Source organism: Pseudomonas sp. PA-4-8C, from assembly GCF_021606625.1.
GTDB lineage: Bacteria > Pseudomonadota > Gammaproteobacteria > Pseudomonadales > Pseudomonadaceae > Aquipseudomonas > Aquipseudomonas lactis.
On the sequence record NZ_WKCD01000108.1, the window covers coordinates 1 to 16310 of the forward strand.

13 protein-coding genes are annotated in these 16310 nt (G+C 57.4%); 7 read left to right on the plus strand and 6 right to left on the minus strand.

The annotated features are described in order from the left end of the window. From GIW04_RS16930 to GIW04_RS16955, 6 genes are all read right to left on the minus strand, one after another. Positions 1-1019 (minus strand): type VI immunity family protein (locus GIW04_RS16930; RefSeq protein ID WP_236479070.1); only part of this gene is annotated, 1019 nt, incomplete at its 3' end. Positions 1020-1076: 57 nt separating this feature from the next. Continuing rightward, on the minus strand, positions 1077-2069 hold the full coding sequence (locus GIW04_RS16935; RefSeq protein ID WP_120248687.1) for a hypothetical protein: 993 nt from the start codon (positions 2067-2069) through the stop codon (positions 1077-1079). A gap of 12 nt (positions 2070-2081) precedes the next feature. After that, entirely contained in the window at positions 2082-3251 is a 1170-nt protein-coding gene (locus GIW04_RS16940) for a hypothetical protein (protein WP_147412278.1), read from the minus strand. A gap of 3 nt (positions 3252-3254) precedes the next feature. Continuing rightward, entirely contained in the window at positions 3255-3611 is a 357-nt protein-coding gene (locus GIW04_RS16945; protein WP_057710965.1) for a DUF4150 domain-containing protein, read from the minus strand. A gap of 1 nt (position 3612) precedes the next feature. Next, positions 3613-4962 (minus strand): DUF2169 family type VI secretion system accessory protein, encoded by a 1350-nt coding sequence (locus GIW04_RS16950; protein WP_057710966.1) that lies wholly within the window; start codon positions 4960-4962, stop codon positions 3613-3615. Positions 4963-4970: 8 nt separating this feature from the next. Continuing rightward, a complete protein-coding gene (locus GIW04_RS16955; RefSeq protein WP_236479071.1) occupies positions 4971-6983 on the minus strand; it encodes a type VI secretion system Vgr family protein in 2013 nt (670 codons plus the stop codon). Positions 6984-7270: 287 nt separating this feature from the next. Between GIW04_RS16955 and GIW04_RS16960 the strand changes: the two genes are divergently transcribed. From GIW04_RS16960 to GIW04_RS16990, 7 genes are all read left to right on the plus strand, one after another. Beyond that, positions 7271-8395 carry a polysaccharide deacetylase family protein gene (locus GIW04_RS16960; protein ID WP_120248689.1) on the plus strand — a complete coding sequence of 375 codons (1125 nt, stop codon included), beginning with the start codon at positions 7271-7273 and terminating at the stop codon, positions 8393-8395. A 340-nt stretch (positions 8396-8735) separates the two neighbouring features. Next, positions 8736-10130: a PhoH family protein gene (locus GIW04_RS16965; protein ID WP_003188745.1), complete on the plus strand. Its 1395-nt coding sequence runs from the start codon at positions 8736-8738 to the stop codon at positions 10128-10130. 296 nt (positions 10131-10426) lie between these two features. Beyond that, on the plus strand, positions 10427-14155 hold the full coding sequence (locus GIW04_RS16970) for an autotransporter domain-containing protein (RefSeq protein WP_120248690.1): 3729 nt from the start codon (positions 10427-10429) through the stop codon (positions 14153-14155). 181 nt (positions 14156-14336) lie between these two features. After that, positions 14337-14810, plus strand: coding sequence for a cyclic pyranopterin monophosphate synthase MoaC (gene moaC / locus GIW04_RS16975; RefSeq protein WP_057710970.1), 474 nt, complete (start codon positions 14337-14339; stop codon positions 14808-14810). Further along, positions 14807-15049 carry a molybdopterin converting factor subunit 1 gene (moaD, locus tag GIW04_RS16980; RefSeq protein ID WP_120248691.1) on the plus strand — a complete coding sequence of 81 codons (243 nt, stop codon included), beginning with the start codon at positions 14807-14809 and terminating at the stop codon, positions 15047-15049. Before moaC ends, moaD begins: the two co-directional genes overlap by 4 nt. Before the next feature lie 2 nt (positions 15050-15051). Continuing rightward, positions 15052-15501, plus strand: coding sequence for a molybdopterin synthase catalytic subunit MoaE (moaE, locus tag GIW04_RS16985; RefSeq protein WP_073843304.1), 450 nt, complete (start codon positions 15052-15054; stop codon positions 15499-15501). Positions 15502-15726: 225 nt separating this feature from the next. Continuing rightward, on the plus strand, positions 15727-16310 hold a 584-nt coding region (locus GIW04_RS16990; protein ID WP_236479072.1), incomplete at its 3' end, for a hypothetical protein.

Consider the following 16310-nt stretch of genomic DNA (forward strand, 5'->3'; position numbering starts at 1 on the left):
GATATACGGCGATAAAGCGGTGAAGGCGGGGGCCTCGGGGAGTCGTTGGGAAGGTCAAAACGGCGCATCCATTGGTTGCTGGTGCGCTCGTTGAGGCGCACTTCACCGGCAATCGAGCCGTAGTGCAGCGAGCCAATATTGCTGACTCGCAAGGGTTTGAGCACTTCATTGACCATCACATATAGCTCGGGCCGAGGGTCGACATCCGCTTTGCCCAAGGCAGGCCAGTCTCCCGCACGAAAAATGGTGCCCCATTCGTAAGGCAAAATGCCTATGCGTATGTCGTTGAGTTGTTCGAGCAAATCCGCGGTTGTCCCTAATTTGCTTACCCAATGGTGGGCAAGGTAGGAATACCAGTTGAGGTTGCTGTAGCCGGTGCGCCATTTCTTATTGCCGCTGGGAATGCACAGGTCTGCACCTCGGTACTCTTGTACCAGTTCATATTCAACATGCTGATAATTTTCCCATTCATAACTGTGTTGAATACCTAATCCTGCGGCCCCGTGCAATGGGCGTAAAATGTTGCACATTTTGAATATCAGTTCTTCAAAATTCTTTTTACCTGAACCTTTGAGTTCTTCAATAGGAAGGTACAGTCTTACGGTTGTTATTGAGCTATGCACTTTTTCGTACCATCCGGCAGGCGAGTACGCGTCAAACATGTAGGTGCCAACGTTTTGAAAGCTTTTGTTAGAGGACCACATAAGTGCAGCTGACTCTGCGAAGCCATCCGATTGTATATATGAAATACAGTCTTGCATGGTTTGGGGGGTGAAATTTTGCTCAATCATATTTTCGCCTCCTGTGTAGCCCCATACCAACTTTTCACCAAAGTGCTTACAGAAGAGTTCAAAGGCTTCAGCAATATGCTTTCTGCGAACGGGGAGGTAAGCATCTATCAGGTAAAAAGTCGCTACCAGTCCCACTTGCAGAACCGGCTGCTCTTCATCTGTTTCATCGACAATGGTGAAGTCCCAGCGATGGGCATCGAAGTCTTTGAAAAACTGCTCTTCATTCATGGTTTGCCTGCGGTATATCTTCCAAAAAAATACATAGTTTTGAAGGGGGCATTAAATTTATAGACGTTGTTGGTTGTCTATGTGGACGAACTCGTCCCAGCGAACCCCATCAAAACGCAGTAATTTTTCAGATGAAAGTGCCCACATGACGCCGTCTTTTGATTCGATGGAGCTGACCTCTTTGGCTGTAACGTCGACCTTTTTGATTGTGTTGTCGATGACTTTGTAAATGCCGTTATTGGCTCCGATATAGATATTGTTTTGGAATTCAGTTACTGAATAAAAGTCAGCATCTATTTTCTTTCGGGCGAGCACTTTAAAGCCTAATCGTGCGCTCCCATTAATTATTGTCCCCTGTGAACCAACGACCCAGACAATTCCAGAGGACGAAATATAGATACAATGAAGGTCAGCGGCTGTGAGGCGAGGTAATTTGTGCCATTGAGCCCCATTGTGATTTGCAAGAAAGCCATCAGTTCCGACAACGTAGATATCGCCCGTTGAACCGTCTATATCAAACAAATCAAGGGTTTCGTCTATGGAAAGCTTTACGCTCTCCATAAAGCTCATGTCAGTGTTTGCTATGATTAACTTGTTTTTTTGAAGTATGCCATCATCAAAATGCTCCCAGGCGGACTCGTTTCTTCTATAAATCTGTCCTCTGTGGCCGCAGCTATACAACTGACCATCTATATGCTTTATCTTGTTGACGTATCCATACATTTTACTGGATGGATCGAGGCCGGCATCTTGTATCTTCTCAACGCTAATTGCATCTCTGCTAAAACACTCAATGTAGCCTTCTTCGCTGAGTGCGTAGATTTTACGTGTTGCTCCTGAGGTTGGCGGAGGGAAGCAGGTTGAGACCACATGCCAGTCTGGCAGGTCATGATAGAACCACTTGTCCTTATTCTTGTCTTGGTAGAAAAAAAGTCGAGAATAAGGTTCGTCAAAAGTGCGATCTACGAATGAGCATGACATGTAATACATGTCCCTGTTGATTGCTGATCCAGTATTCATAATCAGCGAATTGGGTTGTTTTGAGGACATTTTAAATTTCCTTTAGAAATCACCAGCGCCGAATGTACCAAGAGATCCTTGTGGGGTAGATCTTATAAGTTTTCCTGATTTATCAGCCCTGACTCTAAATTGTGAAGGTAAACCTTTGGTTTCATGGTATGTACGTAATTGAGCGGCCAACACGCCAGAGTTGCACCCGGTAACGCGCGCAGTTGCAAGGGCACCCATTATTTCAAGTTTTAGCAGGGTAGTGGTTCCGGGTGGGGTCTCAGATAATCCAAGCGCTGTTTCAAGAGGGTCATAAAACTTGTGTATTTTTCCATGTTGGTCCGTAAGCCCTTTTCCTCTTACACAGATCACTAACCCCTCTGACTCGGAAAGACCTCCAGGGATTTGTTTTCTGTTGGGGCCTTGGCGTGGACCTTGTCTGAACGCACGATCTGGTACGACATGGTGGCCTGTCAAACCTTGTGCTTTGCATGTGTCTGGTTTGTAAGGGCGTAATAAACACTTTTCATTACCTAAAAATTTCCCACCATTTTTTCCTTTAGGTAAAATCGGATCTACTGCCTTTGTTTCAACGGCACGTGCAGCTCTTTCGGATACCTCCCTGCCACCCTGAACTCCGGCTTTGTTGATGCCTTTTCCAATCAGTACACCGCCTTTTAGCGCATCGCCTGCAAAGGGAATCGCGGCAACTGCTGAGAGGCTAGCATTCACCGCATCGCCTTCAGCAGCATAGATGCCAGCGTTGATCAAGTCTGGGATTGCACCCAGTCCAGGTACGAAGCCTATGACATCCAGGCCGCCGTGAACCCACGGGCTTGCACTAGTCCACCACCCTTTTTCTGCCGCTGTTTGCGTTTCTATGGTTGGGTTTGCCTGCGAAGCCGAAACTGCCGCAGGCACCGTCTCACCCACCACCCGCCCAATGGTGTTGCCACTCTTGAACGCACTGAACGGCGGCATCGTCGCCAATTCGGCGCGCAAGTAGCGTTTGCGCATGTCCTCGTATTCATACTCCTGCATTTCCCGGCTTTCGTGCAGTTCATTGCCGTGTGCATCCCGCCCAAACAGGTCGACTTGCACGCCGCCGTTCTCGCCGAGCTGTAGCATCATTTCGTCCGGGCCGGCGATGCTGTCTGCAGGACGTCGGACCGGTACACTGACCGCATGCACCCGCACCGGTGCCAGGTTGATTGGTTCGGCCATGCGCTAAGCCCCATTCATCCAGAACTTGTCGTCATGGCGCACTACCGACTTGCCTTCGGCGCGTACGCTGCTGCTCTTCTCCAACGGGTAGCATTTGCCGCCGACTGTGTTGCTCTTGATACCTTTGGCGGCGCCAGCTCCATCCCCCTTGGTGGTCGGCACCAGGCTCTTGTCGAACACCACCACTGGCCTGCCGTTGGCACGTACCGATTTGGCCACGCCGGTAGCGGTTTTCAGCTCGGCAGTGACCGGGTAGGGCACCGGTGGTATGGCGCTGCCCATCGGGGTCTTGCACACGTCGGGGACGATACTGACGACCTTCCATTTGCCTTGTTTGCGAGCGATGACGTTATCGGCCATGTCAGAGCGCCTCCTTTGCTGCGCGTTTGATCAGCGGTGCATTCGGATCAGTCTCGAAGCGCGCTTCCAATACGCGGATGCCCAGGTGATTGGGCAGGCTGATGCGGTGGGTCAGCGCCAAGGTCATGGCCTCGGTGTCGATGCGCAGGGTGTCGGTGAGCATGGGCAATGGCAGCATGGCGCCGTTGTGCAGGCGCATCAGGACAAACGGGCGATGGCCGGGCAGTTCGACGCACAATGTGCCGTCGGGCGTAAGGCCAGGGGCGGTCAGGTTGAACAGTTCAAGACGAAACGCGGGCGGCGGAAATTCGATCTGTTGATCAACCGGCGCACCGTTCCAGTAGGCAAAGTCGAAATCCCGTGGCAAGCCCGGCCAGCGCTCCCGCTGCCAGTCCTCGTCATAGCTCCCGGCCAAGGGCAGGCGAGGCGCCCAGGCACGCCCCACCACGCCGAATCCAACCGGGTGGTTTTTGTAGCTGGCCGCGAGCTGCGCCATGCCACGGGCGTCCGGTTCATCCTCGGGGTGTTTGACCCGATCCAGACGCCACACCGGTTTGTCGATGGGCTCGATCTGTGGCGCGGGCAGTTCGCGCAGCGGCTTGTCCAGTTGATAGCCAAGGTCTTCTTGACGCTTGTCGATCCAGCCGCAGCCCAGTGGGTTGCTGTAGCAAACTTCGTTGAGCAGATAGGGCGGGGTGTTTTCGTCAACCGCGTGCTCGGGATTACGCACTACGCTGCTGCCACCGAAGGCATATTCCCAGCGCAGCGGAACACACGTTGCGGGCTGAGGCTCGGACAATTGCCAGCCGCCGAACAAGCTGTGACGGAATTGGCGAGGGCCGGTGAATTTGAGTTGCTTGTCCAGCAAGTAATGGCGCCTCGGCGCATCGGCCCGACGCTTAAAAGCTTCTTGCCGGGCGGCTTGCCATTCCATTAGCTGGTACTCGGTCAGTCGTTCGCCGGGACTCAGTGGCGTCGGCAGGTGCACCTCGATGCTGGGCGGCGGCGCCAGCGGCGCACTGATGCGCAGCCCGGCGGTCCACTGCGTTGCTGGTTGGCCTTGTGGCGTATGAGCATTGCCCACCACGATCACATCACAGCGCGGTTTGAATGGCGCCAGGTCACTTTCCTCGAAGACGCTGCTTGCCCCTTCCTCGCCGTAGTAGCGATCAGCGGTGCATAGGGCCAACGGATCCTCGTCCATCACTTCGGCGCGAAACTGCCCCGGTTGTTCGTCAATGGGTAACAACCGATAGCCCACCTTCAAAACCAGCACCGGGTACTCTTGGTCGTCCATGCCCAGCGCACTGAAACACAGCGCATCAAAAGGCGTCAGATTGCGAAATTCCATGACGCCCCCTAGTTGATATCCACGTCTTTGCCGTTGATCTGCACCGCGCCGCTGGCGCTGAAATCGAAGGTGCGGCCATTGATCAGTACGGTGCCGTCGGACTTCATTACCAAGGTGGATTTGCCCACCGTGACCTTGAATTCATCCCCGGCGTCGATGGTGAATTTCTTGCCCACCGCCACCGATTTATGGATGCCGACCTGCTCGCTTTGGCTCAGGCCCACGGTGGTGTTCATGGCCGCGCCAACGCTGGTTTGGTAGGCCGCGCCAATCGTTAATGCCTTGGCTAAACCGATGGTTTCAGCTTTGGCCAGCTTGATGGTCTCGGCCTTGTTGCCACCGATGGTTACGCTGCGGTTGGCACCGATGCTGATGGTTTCGTTCTGGCCGACGTCCTCGGTGCGGTGGTCGCCGATGGAGATGGTTTCGTTGTGCTCGACTCGCTCCTTGCGGTCGCTGCCGACAAAGATGCCGTTGTTGTTTTTGATGTGGACGTTCTTGTCCTTTTCGGCATGGATGAACACTTCCTGATGCCCGAGTTCATCCTCAAAACGCAGCTCATTGAAGCCTTCGCCTTTATGAGTTCGGCTTTTGATGGTCATCCGTGTCTTGTGCTTGGGCAGCTCATACGGTGGCAGGTTGGTTTGCCGGTATGCCCGACCGATAGCGATAGGCTGATCGGCATCGCCATCAAGGTAGCCGATGATCAGTTCCTGACCCACACGTGGGATGGCCATGGCGCCCCAAAGCTCTCCCGCCCAGCCTTGAGCCACACGAATCCAGCATGAGCTGTGATCGTTGTTTTTGTCAGCGCGATCCCACGGAAACTGCACTTTCACCCGGCCCCATTCATCGCAGTAAATCTCTTCCCCTGGCGGCCCGACCACCGTGGCGATCTGCGGGCCGTCGATGCAGGGTTTGGCACGCAGCGGCGCCTTCCAATCTGAGGTCCAGCGGATGGCGCTGGCGGTCATTTCATAAGACGTGCCGCGGTCGCTGCCGAACGCCTCTTCCTGCAAGCTGGTGTGCTGTTTGCCTTCGTGGGTGATGGCGATGGTGCGCCAACGGTCGTTGAAGTCTTCGCGGGGATGCTCGTTGAGGTCGAAGGCGAGCCCCGGTTGCAGGCGTGCGTCGTCACCGGCCAGGTGCGCCAGTTTGGCGTCATTGCGCAGGGCGGTCAGCCGGGTCTTGGTGAAGGGTTTGCCGGCGATGTCGCGTTTGTAGCGGCCAGGGTAGTCGTAGCGCTCGTAGTCCTTGTGCTGGTTTTTCAGGTCCTGGTCGCCGGTGGCGGTGTGCTGTTGGTCGTAGCGCGGGTGGGTGAAGGTGTAGTCGCGTTGTACCTGGCGGGCGGTGCGTACTTGTTCGGTGTAGTGAAAACGGGTCAAGGCCGGTTCCGTGGCATCGCCGCCGGCCATCGGTTGGTAGATCACGGGGCAATGTTTGTGCGTGCCGATGGTGCCCAGGCCGCCGACGCGGTCGGTGAGGACGAGGGTGTGGCCGTCGTCGCGGTGTTCGAAGGTGTAGAGCAGGCCTTCCTCGGCGGCGAGGCGGGCGATGAAATCGAGGTCGGTTTCGCCGGCCTGTACGCAGTATTCGCGGCGTTGGTGGTCGAAGCAGATTTCGCGGCGGATGTCGGTCAGTCGGTGCTCGGCAAGCACGTTGGTGATGATGTCGGGCACGGTTTGGCCTTGGAAAATTCGCCAGTTGGAACGCAGGTCGAAACGTGCCAGGGTCGGTTCGATGACGGCGGTGTAGCGGGTGCGGTGAAAGCCGGTGTCGCCTTGGGTGAACAGGCTGACCAGGCCGTGTACGTAGCGCACCGGCATTTCGCCGCGCCAGATCGTGAACAGCCCCGCCAGGTCGAGCACGTTATTGAAGTCGATGGCGGCGTTGTGGCTGGCCAGTTCCAAATGCAGTTTGAACGGCTGGGACAGGCCTTCTTCAAGCGTGAAGGACACCACATCGAAGGCATCGCCTTTCAAGGGCTCGAACGTGAATCGCAGGTCGCTTTGGCGGGGCATGGAGCTTCCTTTTTTCCTGTTGCCCCGCCAATTGCAATTGCCGTCAGCCGGGACACGATGGGGAACATGCAGCTCGCAGAACCGCAGGTTGGGGCCGATCTTAGGAAGCCGTAAGCGAGCCCTTCAATAGGGTGGAGGGAATCAAGAGGTCTCTTACTTATTGGAGGGGCAATAGCTGTAGGATTTATCCGTCATGGCCAGCCAGAGGCCCGTCGAACCTGGCCAATGCCATCTGGGCGGACGTGATCAGCTATAGTGGCCGACGACTCTGCAGAGGGAGACCCCGTGTGCGATTAGCGCTTTTATTGTCCGCTTGCCTGCTGTGCCTGAATGCCCAGGCCGCGCCGGTGGATGTCGCCAGCCTGGACCGTGGTACCTGGCCGGAAAAACTCGTCAGCCCGGCGCTGTTCGATGTGGCTTCGCGTGCGGAGATTCTGATGTTTGCCCACGGCCTGCTCGCCAGCGAAGCCCTGGATGACGCCGCGCTCAAGCAACGCCTGGGGCTGAAGATCATCAACCTGGCTGCCATCGACGACCTGCGTCGCCAGCTCTGGCAACGGCTGTTGGAGAACTACATGTTCGCCCAGCAGAGCTGCGAAGAAGACGCCTCGTTCTGCTACCTGGTGGAGAGCATGGACGACCTGCGTGAGCAGGCCGGCAAGTTCGAGGTCAGTGACAACTCGTTCTATATAGGCTGGTCCGCCCCCAGCCGGCACTTTCACGCGCGCTATCTGGACGAGCTGCTGCGCAAGGCTGCGCTGTTTCCGCAGATCAGCAGTGAAGTGGCGCGCTTTGGCGATCATGAGCGCAACGGTGATGAACTCAATGACCGGATGTTTTTACTGACCTTCGACGGTGGCCCTGCACCTGTCAGCGGCAATACCGACTGGCTCACCGATTACCTGCGCAAGCAAAAGATGAACGCGACGTTCTTTGTCCTTGGCAGCAGCTTGCAAACCCGCGTGGAGCGCAGTTCCGCCGCCGATGTGCAGGCGCTGTACCAAGGGCAGTGCGTGGGTGTGCAGGGCTGGCAGTACCGATCCCATAGCCATTGGGTCGACTGGCAAAGCTCCATCACCCGCAGTGCCGGGCTGGTACAGAACCTGATGCCGGAAAACTATGTGCCCTTGTTCCGCCCACCGTATGGGCAGCGCCGTGCGGACAGCCAGGGCTTCTTCCAGCAACAGGGCCTGCAAGTGGCGTTATGGGACATCGATTCCCAGGACGAGCCGGGCAAGCTCAAGGCCGATGAGTCGGCGCAACGGGTGCTGACGTTGATGCTGCTGTGGCGCAAAGGCGTGATCGTGTTTCACGACACTCAGGACAAGGCGCGGGTGGCATTACCAATGGTATTGCAGGCGACGGCGCAGAGTGGCTTGGGTTGGCAGGAGTGTCGCGAGGCATTTCGATGAAGTGCCCGACTTTGCTGGGGATGGGGTGTTTTCGGGGCGATTTGCTGCGACATTTCGATGCAGGCGGACTTCCGACTTTAACGGGGTACATGGCACTCGGCTAGTGCTATTCGTCATCCTGAAAAATAAACTTCAAAAAAGCGTCAAAGTGCTTTTTCCTGTCATGGGTTTTGCGGTATTACGAAGTCAGATCGCCGAAACCTGCAGCACAGGTGGCGTCTTCCAAGACTCCTCCCGTGGGCACTGCACTTGACCTTGTTCAAGGTGCAATCGGTGGTCGAATCGAGGCGCAGCACCGCCCAGGTATTGCGTCGAATGGCTCCCACAAAGGTGACCGAGTATGGATGATCATGGACGTAACCCTTCTTCCGACCAGCCAATCCTTTATGTGCTTGATACCAACGTATTGATCCACGATCCAAACGCACTGCTGAACTTCGAAGAACACCACGTCGCCATCCCGATGATCGTGCTTGAGGAGCTCGACAAACTCAAAAGCGGCCACCACAGCGTTGCCGCCGAATGCCGCCAGGCCATCCGCCTGATCGACAAGACCCTGGGTGAAGCCTCGCCCGAGGACGTTGAAGTCGGCGTACCGATCCAGCGTGGCAAGGGCGGGCCCAAGGGCTTGCTGTCGATCCTGATGAGCAAGCGCAGCGAGCCCAACAGCCTGCTGCCGGAAAACCTGAACGACAACAAAATCATCAACCAATTGATCGACCTGCATGCGCGCGACAAGGACCTGCGCGTGGTGCTGGTGACCAAAGACATCAATATGCGCCTCAAGGCACGAGCGTGTGGGATCGCTGCCGAGGACTACAGTACCGACCAACTGGTCGACGACGTGTCGATGCTGTCCCGTGGTTATCACATGATGACCGGCTCGTTCTGGGACCGTGTGAGCAAGGTCGAAACCCGTCAGGACCACGGCCGCACCTGGCACCAGGTACAACTGATCGACAACCTGCCGGCCGTGCATATCAATGAGTTCATCGTCGATGAACAGGGCTTCGTGGGCTGGATCAAAGAGATCCAGGTCGACAAGCTGCTGATTCTCGACCTGCATCAGGAACCCCTGTTGCACCAGGAAGCCTGGGGCCTGAAACCGCGTGATATCTACCAGAGCCTGGCGCTCTACGCGCTGCTCGACCCGGACATCCACCTGGTCAACCTGACCGGCGCCGCAGGTTCGGGCAAAACCATCCTGGCCCTGGCCGCCGCCATCGAACAGACCATGGTCACCAAACGCTATCGCCGTATCATCGCCACCCGCAGCGTGCAGGGCCTGGACCAGGAAATCGGCTTTCTGCCCGGTACCGAGGCGGAAAAAATGGAGCCGTGGCTGGGGGCGATTACCGACAACCTCGAAGCCTTGCACATGGATGACGAAAACACCCATGGCAGCGTCGACTACATCCTCAGCAAAGTGCCGTTGCAGTTCAAATCCCTCAACTACATTCGAGGTCGCAGCTTCCAGCAAAGCCTGATTCTGATCGATGAATGCCAGAACCTTACGCCGCACCAGATGAAAACCATCATCACCCGTGCGGGCGCCGGTTCCAAAGTGGTGTGCCTGGGCAACTTGGCGCAGATCGACACCCCTTACCTGTCCGCGACCAGCTCCGGGCTGACTTACCTGACGGAACGCTTCAAAGACTTCCCGAACGGCGTGCACATTGCGCTGCAAGGGGTACCGCGTTCGATTTTGGCTGAATACGCCGAGTCCCATCTTTAACTACAGCGAACCTGCGACGAAAAGCCCCGGATTTTTCACGAAGTCCGGGGTTTTTGTTTTGTGCGACATTTGCCTGCGTTAACGCGTCCTGGGTGCTTGTGATCTCTGTAATTATTTTGTTACATTTTTTCTCGCGGTAAAAACTATAAGAACACTGCAAGACCCCGTCGGAACACCACCTCCTTGATTCGACGAACGCTTGGAAAACCTGTCCAGGGTTTTCACCGTGACCCTGCCTATTACAAAAGCCCGAAACACCGCTCATTGATGACGCACATATCCAAAGGGAAAGGAAAATGGACGTAGCAGGTAATGGCTTCACTGTGTCGCAACGCAATCGCACCCCCCGTTTCAAGACCACACCCCTTTCACCCATAGCACTCGGCCTGGCCTTATGGCTGGGCCACGGTTCCATGGCCAGGGCAGACGACAACCCTTACACCCCGCAGGTACTGGAATCGGCGTTCAGGGCAGCCGTCGCCTCATTCGGCCCTGAGACTGCCGTGTATAAAAACCTCAGGTTTGCCTACGCGGATATTGTCGATCTTGCGGCCAAGGACTTCGCGGCCCAGTCCGGCAAGTTCGATTCGGCCCTCAAGCAAAACTATGAGCTGCAACCCGAGAACCTGACCATCGGCGCCATGCTCGGCGACACCCGTCGGCCACTGGACTACGCCTCGCGCCTGGATTACTACCGCAGCCGGCTGTTCAGCAACAGCGGCCGCTACACCACCAATATCCTGGACTTTTCCAAGGCCATTATCGCCAACTTGCCGGCCGCCAAGCCTTACACCTACGTCGAGCCAGGCGTTAGCAGCAACCTCAATGGGCAGTTGAACGCCGGCCAGTCCTGGGCTGGCGCAACCCGTGACTGGAGCGCCAACGCGCAAACCTGGAAGACCCCGGAAGCTCAGGTCAACTCTGGCCTGGACCGCACCAACGCGTACTACGCCTATGCCTTGGGCATCACCGGTAAGGGGGTGAATGTCGGCGTGCTGGACTCGGGCATCCTCACCGAACATTCCGAGTTCCAGGGCAAGAATGCCCAGGGCCAGGACCGGGTGCAGGCGGTGACCTCCACGGGCGAGTACTACGCCACCCATCCGCGCTACCGCCTTGAAGTGCCCAGTGGTGAGTTCAAGCAGGGTGAGCATTTCAGTATCCCAGGGGAATACGACCCGGCGTTCAACGACGGGCATGGCACGGAGATGTCCGGGGTGCTGGCCGCCAACCGCAACGGCACGGGTATGCACGGCATTGCCTTCGACGCCAACCTGTTTGTCGCCAACACTGGCGGCAGCGACAACGACCGCTACCAAGGCTCCAACGACCTCGACTACAACGCATTCATGGCCAGCTACAACGCCCTGGCGGCGAAGAACGTGGCGATCGTCAACCAGAGTTGGGGGCAGAGTTCGCGCGATGACGTGGAGAACCACTTCGGCAACGTCGGCGACAGCGCCGCGCAAAACCTGCGCGACATGACCGCCGCCTATCGCCCGTTCTGGGACAAGGCCCATGCCGGGCACAAAACCTGGATGGACGCCATGGCCGATGCGGCCCGGCAAAACACGTTCATCCAGATCATCTCGGCGGGCAACGACAGCCACGGTGCCAACCCGGACACCAATGCGAACCTGCCGTTCTTCAAACCGGATATCGAAGCTAAGTTCCTCTCCATCACTGGCTACGACGAAACTAGCGCCCAGGTCTACAACCGCTGCGGTACGTCCAAGTGGTGGTGCGTGATGGGCGTATCGGGCATTCCATCTGCCGGCCCCGAGGGCGAAATCATCCCGAATGCCAACGGCACCTCGGCCGCCGCGCCGAGCGTTTCCGGGGCCTTGGCGCTAGTGATGCAACGCTTCCCCTACATGACCGCCAGCCAGGCGCGGGACGTGTTGCTGACCACCTCCAGCCTGCAAGCGCCGGATGGCCCGGGCACGCCGGTTGGCACGCTGACCGGTGGCCGCACCTACGACAACCTGCAACCGGTGCACGATGCGCCGCCGGGTACGCCGCAAGTGCCAGGTGTGGTCAGTGGTTGGGGCTTGCCCAACCTGCAAAAAGCCATGCAAGGGCCGGGGCAGTTCCTCGGTGCGGTGGCAGTTGCTTTGCCCACCGATACCCGCGATATTTGGGCCAACCCGATTTCCGATGAAGCCATTCGCGCCCGTCGCGTAGAGGACGCTGCCGAACAGGCGAGCTGGGCCGCCACTAAAGCGCAGAAAGGCTGGCTCAATGGTCTGCCCGCCAATGCCTCGGCCGATGATCAGTTCGAATACGACATCGGTCATGCCCGCGAGCAGGCAACACTCACCCGCGGCCAGGACGCGCTCACTGGCAGCATTTACGTGGGTAGCCTGGTCAAGTCGGGGGATGGCGAGTTGGTGCTGGAAGGCCAGAACAGCTATTCGGGCAGCACTTGGGTACGCGGTGGCAAATTGTCGGTGGACGGCGCGTTGATCTCTGCCGTGACGGTAGATGGCAGCGCCGTGGGCACACGCAATGCCGATAACGGCGTGATGACCACATTGGGCGGCACCCTGGCTGGCAACGGCACGGTGGGCGCCTTGACCGTCAACAACGGCGGGCGAGTGGCCCCGGGGCATTCGATTGGTACGCTGCGTACCGGCGATGTCACGTTCAATCCGGGTTCGGTGTATGCCGTCGAAGTCGGCGCCAATGGTCAGAGCGACCAGCTCCAAAGCAATGGCCTGGCGACCCTCAACGGCGGAGTGGTGAACCTGTCCCTGGAGAACAGCCCCAATCTGTTGACCGCCACCGAGGCGCGCAGCTTGCTGGGCCAGCAGTTCACTATCCTCAGCGCCAGCCAAGGCATCCAGGGGCAGTTTGCGGCGTTCGCCCCCAACTTCCTGTTCATTGGCACTGCGCTCAACTATCAACCGAACCAGTTGACCCTGGCGATAGCCCGCAACCAGACCACCTTCGCCAGCGTCGCGCAAACCCGCAATGAGCGGTCGGTGGCGACGGCAGCCGAGACATTGGGCGCTGGCAGCCCGGTCTACGAAAGCCTGCTGGCGTCGGATTCCGCCGCTCAGGCGCGGGAAGGGTTCAGGCAACTGTCGGGGCAACTGCACTCGGATGTGGCGGCGGCGCAAATGGCCGACAGTCGCTACCTGCGTGAAGCGGTCAACGCTCGCCTGCAACAGGCGCAGGCACTGGACTCCAGCGCGCAGATCGACAGCCGTGACAACGGCGGCTGGGTACAGCTGCTTGGTGGACGCAACAACGTCAGTGGTGACAACAACGCCAGCGGCTACTCCTCGTCCACCAGCGGCGTACTGCTGGGCCTGGACACCGAGGTGAACGACGGCTGGCGCGTGGGCGCGGCGACCGGTTATACCCAAAGCCACCTCAACGGCCAGTCGGCGTCGGCGGACAGCGACAACTATCACCTGTCGGTCTATGGTGGCAAACGCTTCGAGGCGATTGCCCTGCGCCTGGGCGGTGCCAGCACCTGGCACCGTCTGGACACTTCGCGACGGGTGGCCTATGCCAATCAGTCGGACCATGCCAAGGCCGACTACAACGCGCGTACCGACCAAGTGTTTGCCGAGATCGGTTACACCCAGTGGACCGTGTTTGAACCCTTCGCCAACCTCACGTACCTGAACTATCAAAGCGACTCGTTCAAGGAAAAAGGCGGTGCCGCAGCCTTGCATGCCAGCCAGCAAAGCCAGGACGCGACACTCTCCACCCTGGGCGTGCGTGGCCATACCCAGCTGCCGCTCACGTCCACCTCGGCGGTGACCCTGCGCGGTGAGCTGGGTTGGGAGCACCAGTTTGGTGATACCGATCGTGAAGCTTCTCTGAAGTTTTCCGGCAGTGACACGGCCTTCGCCGTCAACAGCGTGCCTGTGGCCAGGGATGGCGCGGTGATCAAGGCCAGTGCACAAATGGCGCTGACCAAGGACACCCTGGTGTCATTGAACTACAGTGGCTTGCTGTCCAACCGCGGTAACAACAACGGGATCAATGCCGGGTTTACCTTCCTGTTCTAACCTTGAATGTAGGAGCGAGCTTGCTCGCGAAAAACGCCAACGATAACGCGTGCACCCTGGGTAAACGCGGTGCCTGAGAGTTTTTCGCGAGCAAGCTCGCTCCTACAGGAGGGGATAAACAGCCCTGCGCAAATTTTGACCCACAGGTTTACAATCCCTGCTCCTGATCAGGAGTATCCCTGTGCTGACTCATCTCGATTCCCAAGGTCGCGCCCATATGGTCGACGTCACCGACAAAGCCGTGACGTTCCGTGAAGCGGTGGCGCAAGCGCGGGTGCGCATGCTGCCCGACACCCTGCAAATGATTGTCGACGGCGCCCACCCCAAGGGCGACGTGTTTGCCGTGGCCCGCATTGCCGGGATCCAGGCAGCAAAAAAAACCAGTGACTTGATCCCCCTGTGCCACCCGTTGATGCTCACCGGCGTCAAGGTCGAGTTGAGTGCCGACGGTGCAGACGCGGTTCTTATCGTGGCGCGCTGCAAACTCTCCGGCCAGACCGGCGTGGAGATGGAGGCCCTGACCGCCGCCAGCGTCGCCGCGCTGACGATCTACGACATGTGCAAGGCGGTGGATCGCGGCATGACCATTGAGAGTATTCGCCTGCTGGAAAAGCTGGGCGGTAAAAGCGGGCATTTCAAGGCGGATGAACAATGAGTATCAACGTACTGTTTTTTGCGCGCTACGCCGAAGCGGTGGGCTTTGATTCGCTGGAGATGGAAGGTGAATTTGCCACCGTCGACGCTGTGCGCCTCGCGCTGGCCTCAGACCCGGAATTCGCCGTGCTCAACGAAGCGAGCTTGATGTGTGCGCGCAACGAAGAGCTGTGCAGCCTCGACGAGCCGGTACAAGCCGGTGATGAAGTTGCCTTCTTCCCACCCGTGACCGGAGGCTGAGCATGGCCATTCGTGTGCAGGTCGAAGCCTTTGATCCGGGTGCCGAAGTCAACGCCATGCACGCGGCCAACGTGGGCGTGGGCGCGGTGGTGAGCTTTGTCGGTTATGTACGCGACTTCAACGATGGGCGCGACGTGTCGGGGATGTTCCTGGAACACTACCCCGGCATGACGGAAAAGGCCCTGGCCAAGATCGCTGTGGAAGCCGAGCAGCGCTGGCCGTTGCTCAAGCTGGAGGTGCTGCATCGTATTGGCGCGCTGGAGCCGGGCGAGCCAATTGTGTTTGTCGGCGCGGCCAGTGCGCATCGCCAGGCGGCGTTTGATGCCTGTGCGTTTGTGATGGATTACCTGAAGACGCAGGCGCCGTTTTGGAAGAAGGAAAATACACCGGAGGGGCCGCGGTGGGTGGAGAGGCGAGAGTCGGATCATTTAGCTGCGAAGCGGTGGATATAAAATACGATGTTTTGAAGGCGCTCGGCATGCCTTGCCATAAACGGGTTAAATAAGGTTTGTAAAAGCATCTTTTAAGTTCGTTTTTCTATTAAAAAGCCCCCGCTACTGTCAATTGTGACAGTAGCGGGGGCTTTTTTTTGGGTGTTAACTGGCTGCAACCACATCGGCTTTTCAGTGAGACTCAAAGGTTGATGTAACTATTAATATACACGTCGGAGTAAGAATATGGCCGCTGGAGATATTAGTTTAAAACGGTTTGATATTGAACTTCCGAGTGGCCAGTTGGTGACCCGTGAACTTTACGCCAATGGGCGGCATCAATGTCGTGTAAGTTTGTTGGTTGTCAAAATTGTTGAAGATGAGCGCGGAATTTGGGTTGAAACGCCCTTAACCGAAGTCGAACGCACAAGTGCTACCGTCACCCAGTTTGGTACGCCCAATCAACCGTTACCGCCGGGTTGGTACTGTGATACTGAGAAAAATAAATTTGACGCTGGCCTTTGGCGTGTTGCGGATCCAGGCGAGCAATGTACCCAAGCGTCTGAACCTGTCGAACTTGTGCCTGAAGCTACTGTTGTCGAATTGATACCTCGGTATATGCGTGCTGCTACCAGCGTTCGTGATGACCCTGTAAGGTTTATGGGGCGTATTACTTTAGGTGGTAAGGTGTTTACGACCAACGGCAGCGCTGGGGGGACGATTTTTTATACCTATGTGGATATTTTTCCCATGCTTGCGATTCGCCTGTTGGTACGCGACCTGACTGAGTATCAAGACTTGAATGCCTTCAGTGGGGAAGTTGCCAACAA